This is a genomic window from Nonlabens sp. MB-3u-79, from assembly GCF_002831625.1.
Classification (GTDB): Bacteria; Bacteroidota; Bacteroidia; order Flavobacteriales; family Flavobacteriaceae; genus Nonlabens.
Genome location: NZ_CP025116.1, coordinates 1,432,319 through 1,446,326 on the forward strand (window position 1 = coordinate 1,432,319; position 14,008 = coordinate 1,446,326).

The 14,008-nt window shown below is 38.4% G+C and carries 12 protein-coding genes; 7 read left to right on the forward strand and 5 right to left on the reverse strand.

Annotation, left to right across the window (positions count from 1 at the left end; genetic code table 11):
• Positions 1-106: 106 nt before the first annotated feature.
• The 6 genes from CW736_RS06300 (at position 107) to CW736_RS06325 (ending at position 6,284) form a co-directional block, all read left to right on the forward strand.
• A complete protein-coding gene (locus tag CW736_RS06300; RefSeq protein WP_101013167.1) occupies positions 107-1,399 on the forward strand; it encodes an O-acetylhomoserine aminocarboxypropyltransferase/cysteine synthase family protein in 1,293 nt (430 codons plus the stop codon).
• Entirely contained in the window at positions 1,400-2,416 is a 1,017-nt protein-coding gene (locus CW736_RS06305) for an alpha/beta fold hydrolase (RefSeq protein ID WP_101013168.1), read from the forward strand.
• Between the two features lie 23 nt (positions 2,417-2,439).
• Entirely contained in the window at positions 2,440-3,525 is a 1,086-nt protein-coding gene (locus tag CW736_RS06310; RefSeq protein ID WP_232735434.1) for an aspartate kinase, read from the forward strand.
• A 301-nt stretch (positions 3,526-3,826) separates the two neighbouring features.
• Positions 3,827-4,234 (forward strand): RrF2 family transcriptional regulator, encoded by a 408-nt coding sequence (locus CW736_RS06315; RefSeq protein ID WP_101013169.1) that lies wholly within the window; start codon positions 3,827-3,829, stop codon positions 4,232-4,234.
• A 662-nt stretch (positions 4,235-4,896) separates the two neighbouring features.
• Positions 4,897-5,964, forward strand: a complete 1,068-nt coding sequence (locus CW736_RS06320) for an NAD(P)/FAD-dependent oxidoreductase (RefSeq protein ID WP_101015052.1) — start codon at positions 4,897-4,899, stop codon at positions 5,962-5,964.
• Positions 5,964-6,284 (forward strand): 2Fe-2S iron-sulfur cluster-binding protein, encoded by a 321-nt coding sequence (locus tag CW736_RS06325; protein ID WP_101013170.1) that lies wholly within the window; start codon positions 5,964-5,966, stop codon positions 6,282-6,284. Before CW736_RS06320 ends, CW736_RS06325 begins: the two co-directional genes overlap by 1 nt.
• Before the next feature lie 186 nt (positions 6,285-6,470).
• On the opposite strand, the gene CW736_RS06330 is transcribed toward CW736_RS06325, so the two are convergent.
• The 5 genes from CW736_RS06330 to CW736_RS06350 form a co-directional block, all read right to left on the reverse strand.
• Positions 6,471-7,055, reverse strand: a complete 585-nt coding sequence (locus CW736_RS06330) for a DUF2911 domain-containing protein (protein ID WP_101013171.1) — start codon at positions 7,053-7,055, stop codon at positions 6,471-6,473.
• A gap of 83 nt (positions 7,056-7,138) precedes the next feature.
• On the reverse strand, positions 7,139-7,945 hold the full coding sequence (locus tag CW736_RS06335; protein WP_101013172.1) for a tRNA pseudouridine(38-40) synthase TruA: 807 nt from the start codon (positions 7,943-7,945) through the stop codon (positions 7,139-7,141).
• A gap of 41 nt (positions 7,946-7,986) precedes the next feature.
• On the reverse strand, positions 7,987-8,640 hold the full coding sequence (locus tag CW736_RS06340) for an HD domain-containing protein (protein WP_101013173.1): 654 nt from the start codon (positions 8,638-8,640) through the stop codon (positions 7,987-7,989).
• A gap of 150 nt (positions 8,641-8,790) precedes the next feature.
• A complete protein-coding gene (locus CW736_RS06345; protein WP_101013174.1) occupies positions 8,791-10,458 on the reverse strand; it encodes a M1 family metallopeptidase in 1,668 nt (555 codons plus the stop codon).
• Positions 10,459-11,186: 728 nt separating this feature from the next.
• Entirely contained in the window at positions 11,187-12,230 is a 1,044-nt protein-coding gene (locus CW736_RS06350) for a glycoside hydrolase family 113 (RefSeq protein ID WP_101013175.1), read from the reverse strand.
• A gap of 426 nt (positions 12,231-12,656) precedes the next feature.
• Between CW736_RS06350 and CW736_RS06355 the strand changes: the two genes are divergently transcribed.
• Positions 12,657-13,997: an NAD(P)/FAD-dependent oxidoreductase gene (locus tag CW736_RS06355; RefSeq protein ID WP_101013176.1), complete on the forward strand. Its 1,341-nt coding sequence runs from the start codon at positions 12,657-12,659 to the stop codon at positions 13,995-13,997.
• Positions 13,998-14,008 lie beyond the last annotated feature (11 nt).

Consider the following 14,008-nt stretch of genomic DNA (forward strand, 5'->3'; position numbering starts at 1 on the left):
TTTAACTTGTTGACCGCTTTATAAGACAAAAAAGCAAGATCGTTTTCTCCACACCATCCCATTGTTAAAATGATATGATTTAGATTTTAATTTTTAAAAGAAACTTATTATGTCTCAAAAATTTTCAACAAATGCACTTCATGCAGGTCATGATGTAAAAAACAACGGTGGCACCAGAGCGGTTCCATTGTATCAATCCACTAGTTATGTGTTCAAGAACAGTGACCACGCAGCAAATCTTTTTGCACTGGTTGAGCCTGGATACATTTACACAAGAATTAATAATCCTACGGTAGATGTGCTCGAGCAACGTCTTGCAGCACTGGAAGGAGGAATAGCTGCAGTGGCAACCGCTTCTGGAACCAGTGCCATTTCTACCACTTTGTTAACGCTTTTGCGTGCTGGTGATCATATCGTTGCGAGTAATTCCCTTTATGGCGGCACCTTCAACTTGCTGTCAGTGACCTTACCTCGTTTAGGAATTACAACCACCTTTGTGAATCCCAATGATGAGGATGCTTTTACAAGCGCCATACAAGAAAATACCCGTGCCATTTTTGTGGAGTCTCTTGGAAATCCAAAACTAGACGTGCTCGATCTTAAGAAAATCAGTGCACAAGCAAAAACAGCCCGTGTTCCTCTTATAGTAGATAATACCGTTGCAACTCCTTACTTGTTAAATCCAATTGAGTATGGAGCAAATATTGTAATCCATTCACTTACTAAATACATCAATGGTAATGGAACAGCATTGGGTGGTATTATTATAGATGCAGGAACCTTTGACTGGACCAATGGCAAATTTCCAGAATTTACGGAACCTAGTGCTGGATATCACGGATTAATCTACAGTGAAGCACTGGAAGCGGCAGCTTTTATTGCCAAAGTACGTATTGAAGGATTACGTGACCTGGGTGGAGCGATATCACCTTTTAATGCTTGGCAAATTATTCAAGGCCTAGAAACTTTGTCTTTAAGAATGGATAAACATTCTAAAAGCGCACTGGAACTAGCTCAATGGTTACAATCTAAAGAAGAAGTAGAATGGGTCAATTATCCAGGGTTAGAAACTAGTGACTACTACGGCCTAGCAAAAGAGTATTTGCCTAAAGGGCAAAGCGGTATTGTCACTTTTGGCGTAAAAGGAGGCTATGAAATTGCAAAACAAGTCGTGGACAGCACCAAAGTGTTTTCCTTACTGGCTAACATAGGAGACAGCAAATCATTGATCATCCATCCGGCGAGTACTACACACCAGCAATTAAAAGAGGAAGATCAATTAAGTACTGGGGTGACTAAAGACTTGATCAGGCTTTCTGTAGGTCTGGAGGATCTAACGGATCTCACTGCAGATTTAGAACAAGCATTTGCGGTTATTGATAAAAAAATTCTGGCGTAGATGACTCGTAGGTTAAAATATATCGAGCTTCCTGATTTTAAATTAAAGTCGGGAAAAGCACAAGATATTAGTGTTTCCTATCAGATTTTTGGGCGTGCGTTGCATACGGCGCCCATTATTCTGGTCAACCATGCGCTCACAGGGAATTCTTCTGTGACAGAATGGTGGAGCGACTTAATAGGTGAGGGAAAAGTGATTGATACGACCCATTTCACAATAGTGGCTTTTGATATACCTGGGAATGGTTTTGATGGAGTTATAGATCATTTGATCTTTAATTATCAAGATTGGACCTTGTTTGATGTGGGTTCCGCTTTCGCGAAAGCGCTACAATTATTAAAAATCTCATTTATAGATCTAGCAATTGGGGGAAGCATAGGAGGTGCCTTATTATGGGAAATGCTAGCGCAACAACCTGAATTATTTGGGACTATCGTACCTATCGCTGCAGACTGGAAAGCAACCGACTGGATTATAGCTTGTTGTCATATTCAAGAATCTATTCTTACTACATCAAGCAAACCTGTAGAAGTGGCTAGACAACATGCGATGACTTTTTATAGGTCACCACAAGGATTGCGCTATAAATTTAAAAGGAGTAAGGAAAATACCGCTTTTAAGGTCCAAGAATGGTTGGGTTTCCATGGTGTCGAATTAAAAAAGCGATTTTCATTACCTGCCTATAGATTGTTAAACCAATTATTATCTAGTGCCAATGCCGCTATTGATAGGGATGAAAATATAGTCGCAACTATCGCTGCTTCTCAAACAGCCATCGAGTTAGTTGCTATAGATACGGACGGGTTTTTTGTCGCTGATGAAGATCGCATGACTTATGGCTTATTGAAAGAAGAAAGAGATATTAATTATCATGAAATTTCTTCCCTACATGGCCACGATGCCTTCCTGATCGAACACGATCAAGTAAAGAAGATTCTTTTTGAGGTCATACAAAACCGACTGTCTAAAACTTCAAAAACCATATGTAATAATATCAGCACACTACAACGTATTTAGTGAGCTATCTAAAACTGAATAATTTGAAAAAAATACACTTATATATATTTGGAATCGGGAACGTGGGAAGTACCTTGATTGATCAAGTACTCCAGTCGCATTCCTTTTTTAAACAGCAACACGGTATAGACTTGAGAATCGTAGGGCTTGCCAATTCCAAACGAGTTTTATTGGATATAGAAGGAATTTCTAAGAACTGGAAAGAAGACTTTGGCAATTTATCTGAAGCTCGAGAAGCAGATAGTTTTTATAAGGTTTCCAATCTTTATGACACCACTAAAATCGCTGTAGATGCAACGGCAAGTAAAGAGGTTTCTCAGTTCTATCCAGAGCTTTTAGAAAATGATTTCAATATCGTAACGGCTAATAAAATTGCCAATACCTTGTCACAAGAATTCTACGATTTGATACGGTCATTATTAATCAAAAAGAACTTGTGCTTTGAATATGAAACTAACGTGGGTGCAGGATTACCGATAGTTCAATCAGTTCATGATTTGTACAGTAGCGGGGAGCAATTATTTGCCGTAAATGGTGTTTTTTCTGGTTCTTTGAGCTACATCTTTAATCGTTTTAGTAAAGAACAAAGACCATTTTCTGAGATCGTTATCGATGCCTTAAAGGGCGGTTATACAGAGCCAGACCCTAGAGAAGATCTCTCTGGGAATGATGTAGCAAGAAAGTTATTGGTTCTAGCTCGTGAAGCAGGATTAAAGCTGGAGTTTGATGATATAGAGGTAGAAAACTTGGTCATTCCATCACTGAGAACATCCTCCTTACATCAGTTTTTAGATGAGCTAAAACAACTAGACTCCGTTTTGCAAGAAAAGAAGGAGTCTTTAAAAGGCGGGGAAGTACTCAGGCATTTAGGCGAATTGGACGTTCTTAATAAAAAACTTAAGGTATCGCTTAAGGCAGTAAAAGAAGAAAGTCCTGCTGGTCAGTTAAAAGGCAGCGATGGCTTTTTTGAAATTTATTCAGAAAGTTATGCGGCAAACCCTTTAGTGATCAAAGGTGCTGGCGCTGGAAAGGCGGTGACTGCTCGAGGTTTGTTATCTGATATTATCAAGGTGAGTAAAGCGACTCAGGAAGTTTTAGTGTTTAGATAATTTAAATGGGTCAAGGGAGTGAGGATAGTTCCGCTTTCGCGAAAGCGGAACTATCCTCATACATTATTGCGCAATACTTAAAGTGAAGGTTCTATAGGAGCCTAGCTCAGATGTTACAGTAATTTCTCCATCTCACTTAAGGACTAGTTTTTACGATACAAAGACCTATTCCATGGCCCTTTTGGCTGTCACGATTGTATTTGCCTGACTTATGTTGTGCAATGTGGTTAAGATGTCAATGGAAAGTTAAGAATAGTATTCCAGACATAGTAGGGAAGAGTAGAAAGTATTAGATTTGGCCATGCTCTCAAGAAAAACTAAATACGGTATTAAGGCACTCGCTTATCTTGCAAAATTAGAAAGTCGGTCCCCTACGGCAATTGCTACTATTGCAGACGCTGAGAATATCCCTCATAAATTTCTAGAAGCCATTCTTCTAGAATTGCGTAAGAATAGCATTTTGGGTAGTCGCAAAGGAAAAGGTGGTGGCTATTATTTAATGCAAAGCCCAGAAAAAATAAGAATGTCTACCGTTCACCGTATTTTAGAAGGCCCTATTGCTATGCTTCCTTGTGTAAGTCTTAATTTTTATGAAAAATGTGAGGACTGTGTGGATGAAGACGGCTGCTCGGTAAACAGACTTATGGTTCAAGTAAGGGATAATACCCTTGCTATTTTAGAAAATCAAACTTTACAGGATTTGATTTAATTTTAAATACTGCTGTATTTTTTACTTTTAACGATACCTCTTTCGCATTACTTGGACACTTAGATGAATTTATATTCATTTGATCGGAGTATTCTGCGCGGTTCAACTCTGTGCATATCAATGGATCGCAAACATGTGCGTCATCAGCTTATTTTAATGCTTCGCTCTTGAAAAAGCAGAACAGCTATCCAACTGTTTCTCAATCACTACTATTTCATAATTTTCACAGAATCTATAAGTTTGTTTTTACGGTAAAATAATGATTTTGTAAAATACAACTGTCTCTATTAAATTATCTTTAAAAAGAAGCTTTAAGAATAATAATACGATATTATCCTATCTGACTTGTAGGGTTTAAATAAAGCTGTATATTTGCAGTGTTAAGTTTTAACAAATTGTTTTGGATAGGTCAAATACCACGAGTTGCTTACGATATTAAGATGGGCTGTTTTCTTATTTTAACATCTCGTGGTTGACCGTTCAAAAAATCCCATCTCCATCTTTTATGATGGATTTTTTGTTTCTAAAGCTTTTTCAAAAAGAATCTCATTTCAACTTCTTTCCACAATCATAGAATTCCGTTAATCATTTGCTTAACTAGGGAATGATGACGACCTTTGCAAAGGCAATTTATTGGCCTTAAAGTAGCTATGGAACAAGATATGATTACCACAGATATATTAATAATAGGTGCTGGACCTACAGGTCTGTTTGCCGTTTTTGAAGCTGGATTATTAAAGCTCAGATGTCATTTAATTGATGCTCTAGAGCAACCAGGGGGACAGTGTTCAGAATTGTATCCTAAAAAGCCTATTTACGATATCCCGGGTTTTCCAGAAGTTCTTGCAGGTGATTTAGTGACCAATTTGATGAAACAAATTGAGCCTTTTCAGCCTGGTTTTACATTAGGGGAGAGAGCAGAAACTATTGATAAACTAGAAGACGGCACTTTTATAGTTACCACGAGTAAAGGAACCAAGCATCATGCAAAAGTTGTTGCTATTGCCGGCGGCTTGGGGTCTTTTGAACCTCGTAAGCCCGCTATAGAGGGAATCGCGAAGTATGAAGGCAAAGGTCTTGCCTATATGATCAAGGACCCAGAAGTTTACAGGGATCAAAAAGTAATCATTGCTGGTGGAGGTGACTCTGCACTAGATTGGTCGATATTTCTGGCTGATGTGGCATCTGAGGTAACACTGGTGCACAGAAGGGAAGAATTCCGTGGAGCTCTGGATAGTGTGGAGAAAGTACAAAACCTAGTGGACCAAAATAAAATAAGGTTGATCACTCCCGCTGAAATTCTAGATATCAAAGGAGAAGATAAAGTAGAATCTGTTTTACTACAACATAATGATGAAGCTAAGCGTATGGAAGTTATAGAGTGTGATGCGTTTATACCTTTATTCGGACTTGCACCTAAGTTAGGTCCCATTGGAAAATGGGGTCTAGAAATAGAAAAAAATGCGATCAAAGTTGATAATACATTGGATTATCAAACTAATATTCCTGGAGTTTATGCGATAGGAGATGTCAATACGTATCCAGGTAAATTAAAATTGATTCTTTGCGGTTTTCATGAAGCGACATTGATGTGCCAAAGCGCCTACCAGCGTATTTTTCCAGATAAGCGGTATGTGATGAAATATACGACTGTAGGCGGTATAGACGGTTTTGACGGTTCTCGTAAAGAGGCAGAAAAATCGGTCATAAAGAAAATAGGAAATCATTAATGTCTGACGTAAACATTACTATCATTGATAGAGTAGGAGCAGCGCATCAAGTGCTCGCTCCTACCGACATGAATATGAACCTGATGGAGGTGTGTAAAGCTTACGAGCTGCCTGTGCAAGCAGTTTGTGGAGGTATGGCTATGTGTGCTACATGTCAGTGCTATATTATAAGTGATCACGACTTAGGAGAACGCAATGATGACGAACAAGCGATGCTTTGGGAAGCTGAAAATGTAAAAGACAACTCTCGTTTAGGTTGCCAAGTTCCCATTACCGAAGATCTCGAAGGTTTAATTGTTCAACTTGCTCCAGAGGATTAATCGCTAGTGATTTTTGTGATCCAGAACGCACAGATTTTTCATCGGGAACTGCGGCTTGGAATAGGAATGTAAAACAAAAAATCACCTGAACCATTCCTGGTTGCGGTGATTTTTTGTTTTAAAGGAACGTCCTACAAGCGTGAATGTTCAAGAAACATAGCCAGGCAGGTTGATTATCCTGAATAATTACTTTAATACGATAGGAAGCTCTGTTCTGTAAGTTCCCCATCCAGTTTTTAAATGAACGGTGTTGTCGTTATTAGGAGAGTAGAGTGTGATACTTAAGTTTTCAAGATTTTCTTCACCCATAGTAACAGGAACGCTTACAGTTACTACGTCCATTTCAGGTTTATGAGAATAATTTCCCCAGCCATCATTTTCTGAGTTGATGTGAAAGGTCCATTCGTTGACAGTAGGGGTTACTACTATAGAATAACGTCCAGCTTTGATCAATTTCCCACCTATCATGGCGTCTTGCATTAAAAGAAGTTCTGTGCTTTCATTAGCACCAAGTCTCCAAGATGTACCATAAACGGTAATGCCTTCTTTCTTTTTGTCTTCTGTTGTGAAAATGTTGCGACCTTTTAAAGAAGGGCGACTGTAAAGAACTCTAATTTTAGGTGCACTCACACCTTCTCTAAACGCGCGTTTTGCTGCATCGGCTGGAAAGAAAGAAGCATCCATTGGGCTATTGTCTGTTTTGACAAAATCTTGAGCAAAAAGGGATGAGGTAGATAGAACTACTGCTAGTAATAAAATATATTTTTTCATGATTGTGTTTTTTGATAAGGGTTTAAAAATAAAGACATCCTATCAGTAATGGGTCACTTTAACAAATCTATAAGAGTTGAGGTCTACTGGAATTGAGTGGTATACAACATCAACCCACTAGGTGGAGCAATGTGTGAAAGATGAATTTTAAGATTTCCATCTAGGGTTTCTTTAAATTCATCTAGAGTGAACTTGTGCATTCCTAAGTCAAATAACATGCCCATCATCAGACGCACTTGATGGCGTTTAAAACCTGCTCCTTTTACTCTAAAAACAAAACTTTGTTCTGGAAAGAAGCTTGCTGTAAAGAGCTCATTCTTTTCAATCAAACAACTTTCTATGCTGGAGGTAGTTTCTGTAGTGTCAGAAGGTTTATAGGTGTAGGACCAAAAATCATGTGTCCCCTCGAAGAGTTGTGCAGCTGTTTTCATGATTTCTATATCGAGTTCACTCTTCATATAAACCATCATAGAGGCGCAAAAAGGATGGAACTTCGCTCCATGAGAAAATAGATAGATGTACTCCTTGATTTTAGGAGCTTGAATCACGTTAAAATCCTTGTCGGTTGTCTCGATTTCTAAAGCTCTAATGTCACTGGGTAGATTTTGATTGAAGTCTATCAAGAAGGGGGCTATATCTAATTCTTCAGAATCATCTAGAAAGAGTTCGATCCAAGTCTCGTTCACAGAAACCTTAGCATCTGTTCTACCGGCAGCAAGTACTTTAAAGTTAGAATGGTCAAATACATACTTCAAGGTTCTTAAGACCATGCGTTCTACAGTTGGTATGTTATTAGGTTGTTTTTGCCAGCCGTGAAACCTAAACCCTAGGTACTGCATTTTGATCAGAAAAAACTGTCGGTTGTTTTGAGCAAAGGGTCCTGGATTCATAAATCAAATTAAGAGGTAAAAATACAAAGTAAAAAGGGCTTTTATTTCCCACCGTTCCACTCTGCATAGAACTGATCTAGAAAACCTTGCATATAATCATGACGTTGTTGTGCGATTTTCTTTCCAGTTTTGGTATTCATGAGGTCTTTTAAAAGCAACAACTTTTCATAAAAGTGATTGATCGTAGGAGCGGTACTCTTTTTGTATTGCGCTGCGGTCATGTCTAAATCTGCAGGGATGTTAGGATCATAAATTGCTCTATTCTTAAAACCACCATAATTAAAAGTGCGTGCAACACCTATCGCGCCTATGGCATCCAGTCTATCAGCATCTTGAACGATGTCCAGTTCTATACTGGTAAAATCTTTACTTTGATGACCACCTTTGTAGGAAATGTATTTGATAATGTTTGCTACATGTTCCATGACATCTTTTGGGACTTCAAGCGATTCAAGAAAGTCTCTAGCTACTTGTGGTCCAAGAGTTTCATCGCCGTCGTGGAATTTAGAGTCGGCTATGTCGTGTAAAAGAGCACCTAATTCTACAATTCCTCGATCACATTTTTCGTCTTGCGCGATCAGTTTTGCATTTTTCCAAACGCGTTCTATATGGAACCAGTCGTGTCCACCTTCGGCATTTTGTAATTGTGTTTTTACAAATTGTACGGTTTGATCTATGATTTGTTGTTGGGTCATGCGGTAAAGGTACTGTGCTTTTTGTTGTTTTGCTTTCTTGTGTTTCGCTTTCGCGAAAGCGAAATTATAACAAACATAATCGATCGTTTCAATATTGCTTATGCTGGTTTTCAATTTTAATTTGAAACTATTGAGGAGTGTTGGAAGGATTTAGTCTAATTTCTCTTTCTTCTTATAATTCACATAAAAATCTTCAACAATATCAAATTCAGAAGTTTTAGACGGCAATTTCAGTTTTTGAATCTGAGTAGATGGTGTGATCCATGTTTTTTCTCCGTCTATTAAAATTTGGAGGGGCATCTTAAAGCCATCTACCACATTGGTCCAGCGGTAGTGCATTCTGTTCTTGCTAATGGAGTACTCTAATTTAGGAATGCGAATATCCCGCAAATATTGATCAAATACTGGATCGAGATCTAGTCCCATTTGATCAGAAATATAGTTTTCGATTTGAGCAGTAGTGACCGTTTGATGATAAAACTCTGAATTGAGGCCACGTAGAATTTGCCTCCATTTTTCATCATCATTTGTGATTTGTCTTAGCGTGTGCAAGAGGTTAGCTCCTTTGTAATACATATCTCCTGACCCTTCATGATTCACATCATAATCCCCTATAATAGGTCGGTCGTTTTTGATACTTCGTCTTGTTCCTATCACATATTCCGAACTGGCTTTTTTACCGTAGTAATAATCTAGAAAAAGACTTTCTGAATAAGCAGTGAAACTCTCATGTATCCACATGTCTGCAATGTCTTTATCGGTAATGTTGTTGGCAAACCACTCATGTCCTGATTCATGTATGATGATAAAGTCAAATTTCATTCCCCAACCGCTTCCAGAAAGATCGCGACCTAAATAACCATTCCCATATTGATTGCCATAAGTAACAGAGCTTTGATGTTCCATACCTAAATAGGGAACTTCTACTAATTTATAACTGTCTTCATAAAACGGATAAGGCCCAAACCAGTGCTCAAAAGCCTTCATCATTTTAGGCGCATCTTTAAAATGTGTTTTGGCTTTTTCTAGGTTGTCTCTCAATACGTAATAATTCATATCTAGCAGACCTTTTTCTCCTTCGTAGACTTCAGAGAAATTCACATAATCACCTATATTGATATTAACTCCATAATTGTTGATTGGGTTTTTAACTTCCCAAGTATATGTCGAGCTGCCATCTGCTTGTATTTCTGTATCAATCAAACGACCGTTAGAAATGTTCATTAAGCCTGCAGGCACGTTTATAGACATGGTCATTCCATCTACTTCTTGATACATGTGGTCTTTGTTAGGCCACCATACACTAGCTCCTAGGCCTTGATTAGAAGTGGCAATAAAATGTTTTCCATTGGAGTCTTTTTTCCAAGAAAAACCACCATCCCAAGGAGCATTTCTCGCCTCACGAGGCTGGCCTTCAAAAGTTACTTTTACAGTATTGATGGTTCCAAGGCTTTGCTTTTCTTCCAATATAATAAAATGAGCATCTCCCTCATGTTTTACTTCAAGTTCTTTCCCATTTTGGGTTGCCATGGTGATTTCCATAGGTTCTTGAAGATCGATTTGCATGACTTGATAGGGTTCTAAGACCTCATAAGTAATGGTATTCGATCCGCTTATGAATTTATCTTCTGGTTTAACTGTTACCTCTAAATCATAATACTTCAAATCCCACCAAGCGCGCTCCGGGGTGATAGAACCGCGTAAAGAATCTTGCCTGCTAAATTGCTTTTTATTGGTGAGTAACTGAGCTGTTGTTAACTGGCTTGTCCCTAAAAGGATCAGTGACGCTATTATAATATGTAATCTCTTCTTTCTCATCATTTATTTTCTTCATTAACATTCTCATCAGGGCAGAATGAATTCTGCCCCTTGGAATTTATGTTGTCGCCTTCGGCGTTTTTTTTATGTATCGAATGAATTCGGTTTTTTTTCTTCATTCTCATTCTCACCAGCGGACTGAAAGCCGCCGCTTGGAATTTATGTTGTCGCCTTTGGCGTTTTTTTATTTACCGAATGAATTCGGTTTTTCTTTGTTCATTCTCATTCTCACCATCGGACTGAAGTCCGCCGCTGGGAATTTATGTTGTCGCCTTTGGCGTTTTTTTTATTTACCGAATGAATTCGGTTTTTTTCTTTGTTCATTCTCATTTCCACCAGCGGACTGAAGTCCGCCGCTTGGAATTTATGTTGTCGCCTTCGGCGTTCCTTTTATTTACCGAATGAATTCGGTTTTTTTCTTTGTTCATTTACATTCTCGCCAGCAGACTGAAGTCCGCCGCTTAGAATTTATGTTGTCGCCTTTGGCGTTTTTTTATTTACCGAATGAATTCGGTTTTTTCTTTGTTTTGCGAACTATAATTTTTATTTTACCTCATACCTCATACCTCATACCTCATACCTCATACCTCATACCTCATACCTCATACCTCATACCTCATACCTCATACCTCATACCTCATACCTCATACCTCATACCTCATACCTCATACCTCATACCTCATACCTCATACCTCATACCTCATACCTCATACCTCATACCTCATACCTCATAAACTCAATCGATACGCCTCAGTAACCGTTACTTGTGCTTTTTTTCCTTGAGGGGTAAAAAGCTTTTCATAGCCGCGACGTCTGCTTTTTTCGGCGTGATGTTTCCAGATAAAGCCACCAGCCATCCATTCTTCCTGCCAAACATTATCATAGAGACCTTGAAGCAACACCTGTTGCGCTTCTTCATTTACTGCTCGATCTTCTCCTGCATTTTTCCAAGGTTCTTTACCAGCATAATCAGCACTGATATAGCCGTATTCTGAAAAGAGTATTTTCTTACCGTATTTTTTAGAAACTCCTTTCATTTCGTCTTTCCACTTTTTCCAATTTTGTTGAAGAGTGGCAGCATTTGGGGTTTTCTCGTCGCTTAATGGGAAATAAGCATCCACTCCTACATAGTCCAGATCATTCCAAAAAGTCACGTGCTTATAGTTATCCCAGTTGGCAGCATAGGTCAGTTTGCCTGAGTATACATTACGTATGTTTTTGATAAGCTGCAGCCAGTAAGCGGGTCGCTCTTTTACAAAGGAATCTAACTCTGTACCTATACAAAACATGCCTACTTTTTCTTTTGCTGCAATATGGACAAACCTCATAATGTAATCGGTATAGCTGTCTTCTAAAACCTTCCAAGCTTCTTCAGATTCCAGTTTGATGTTTCCCGTATAGTCACCACGGCCTATCCATATTTGTGGTTTTAAAAGCACCTCAATGCCTTGATCTTTCATATGATTTGCAGTTGATGCCACCCCATGAGGTTTCTCGCCCCACCAACCGCGATTCTCCTCATAATTAACTTGAGGTTGTTCCAGACTTTTCATCCATGCATAAGGAATTATAGCAGCATAGTTAGCATTGTAGTTTTTTACCGGAGTAATTGCAGTATGGTCAATAGAATCTCGTGTAGCAACAAATGAGATACCGTTGATTTTAGAAAGAGTTTTAATCTTACTGTCTATTTGAGTCTGTGCACCCTTCTCGTTTGGAGAGTTACAGGAAATTATGCTTACTGCTAAAAGTAGGTAAAGTATTTTTTTCATTAAAATTTAGGAATCAGAATTTAAGTAAGAGGCTAAAGCTTATCAATAATTAAATAGTATGCTGTTTTAATGCCGCTTCATAAAATTAATCAAATTTGAACGATTTTAATTCTATTTCTTAGTATACTATTTGGAATCCATTATTCTTGCAAGCTTGTGATAGATGATAGGCTGTTTTTTTTTATTGGCACCACTTTCGCATCCTACCAAGTGTGTCACCATTTTCTTTTTCTTTCTTGAAAAAGGAATTTAAATAAATCTTATCCTTATAAAAATGTGATCTCGATTACTCATAAATGTATAACTTACACTTTTCAAAGAGCTGAAAATTATATTTAGGGAACAAAGAGTCACCTCAAGGGAAGTTTCTACCTGTTTATATCTCTAATAATTCAGTTGATTTGTTATCTAATAACTCACCTACTCATGGACCACATAGTCATTATAGGAAATGGTATCGCTGGAGTTACCGCCGCACGTCACATTAGGAAAAGTTCTGATCATCGCATCACTATTATTTCTGGTGAGAGCGATTACTTTTTCTCTCGTACGGCGCTTATGTATGTCTATATGGGGCATATGAAATTTGAACACACTCAAGCTTACGAAAATTGGTTTTGGAAAAAAAACCGAATAGAATTAAAAACTGCTTGGGTAGAAAAGGTCTCTGGTGCTGATAAAACCATTCTATTCACGACAGGAGAAAGCATGAGTTTTGACAAGTTGATTATAGCTACGGGTAGTGTTCCTAATAAATTTGGATGGAAAGGTCAAGATCTCGATGGGGTTCAAGGCTTATACCACAAACAAGACCTGGAAAAACTAGAAAAAAATGCACCTGATAATAAGGTGTGTAAACGTGCTGTTATCGTAGGTGGCGGTCTTATAGGAATTGAAATGGCAGAGATGCTGCATTCCCGTCACATTCCAGTTACTTTTTTGGTAAGAGAAGATAGCTTTTGGAATGGGGTATTACCAGCTGGAGAAAGTGCGCTGGTCAATGAAGAAATTATAGCAAATGGCATTGATTTGCGCTTAGGGACTAACCTGGAAGAAATCATCGATAATGGTAATGGAAAGTGCAAAGCAATTAAAATAAAAGAAACAGGAGAAATTATAGCCTGCGATGTGGTAGGGCTTACTGCTGGAGTATCTCCTAATGTGAGTTTTTTAAAAGACTCCGATATAGAATTAGGTCGTGGGGTTCTAGTAAATAGACTTCTAGAAACTAGTGTAAAAGATATTTATGCGATAGGTGATTGCGCTGAACAGCGAGAAGCAATAGGCAGGAGAAGACCTATAGAAGCTGTATGGTATACAGGGCGTATGATGGGAGAGGCTATCGCTCAAACTATTTGTGGCAACCCCATGGAATACAATCCTGGTCACTGGTTCAATAGTGCCAAATTCATGGACGTAGAATACCAGACTTATGGATGGGTAAGTGGAGCGCGACAGCCAGATTTTGAAGAGCAATTTCACTGGAGGCATCCTAAAGAGATGATTTGCGTGACCATAGCGTATCATAAAGATACCGATGTGTTTTTAGGTATCAATACTTTTGGAATCCGAATGCGTCACGAGATTTTTGATCGCTGGCTCAGTGAAGGTCGTAAGGTAGATGAGGTCATCATGTATCTAAAGGATGCTAACTTTGATCCAGAATTTTATAAACAGCATGAGAGTGCTATTGTAAAGCACTACAATCAACAAAGAGAAAAACAAATCAAGCCAGTAAAGAAAAGCTGGAAACGCATTTTTGCTTAAACCAATCCTGA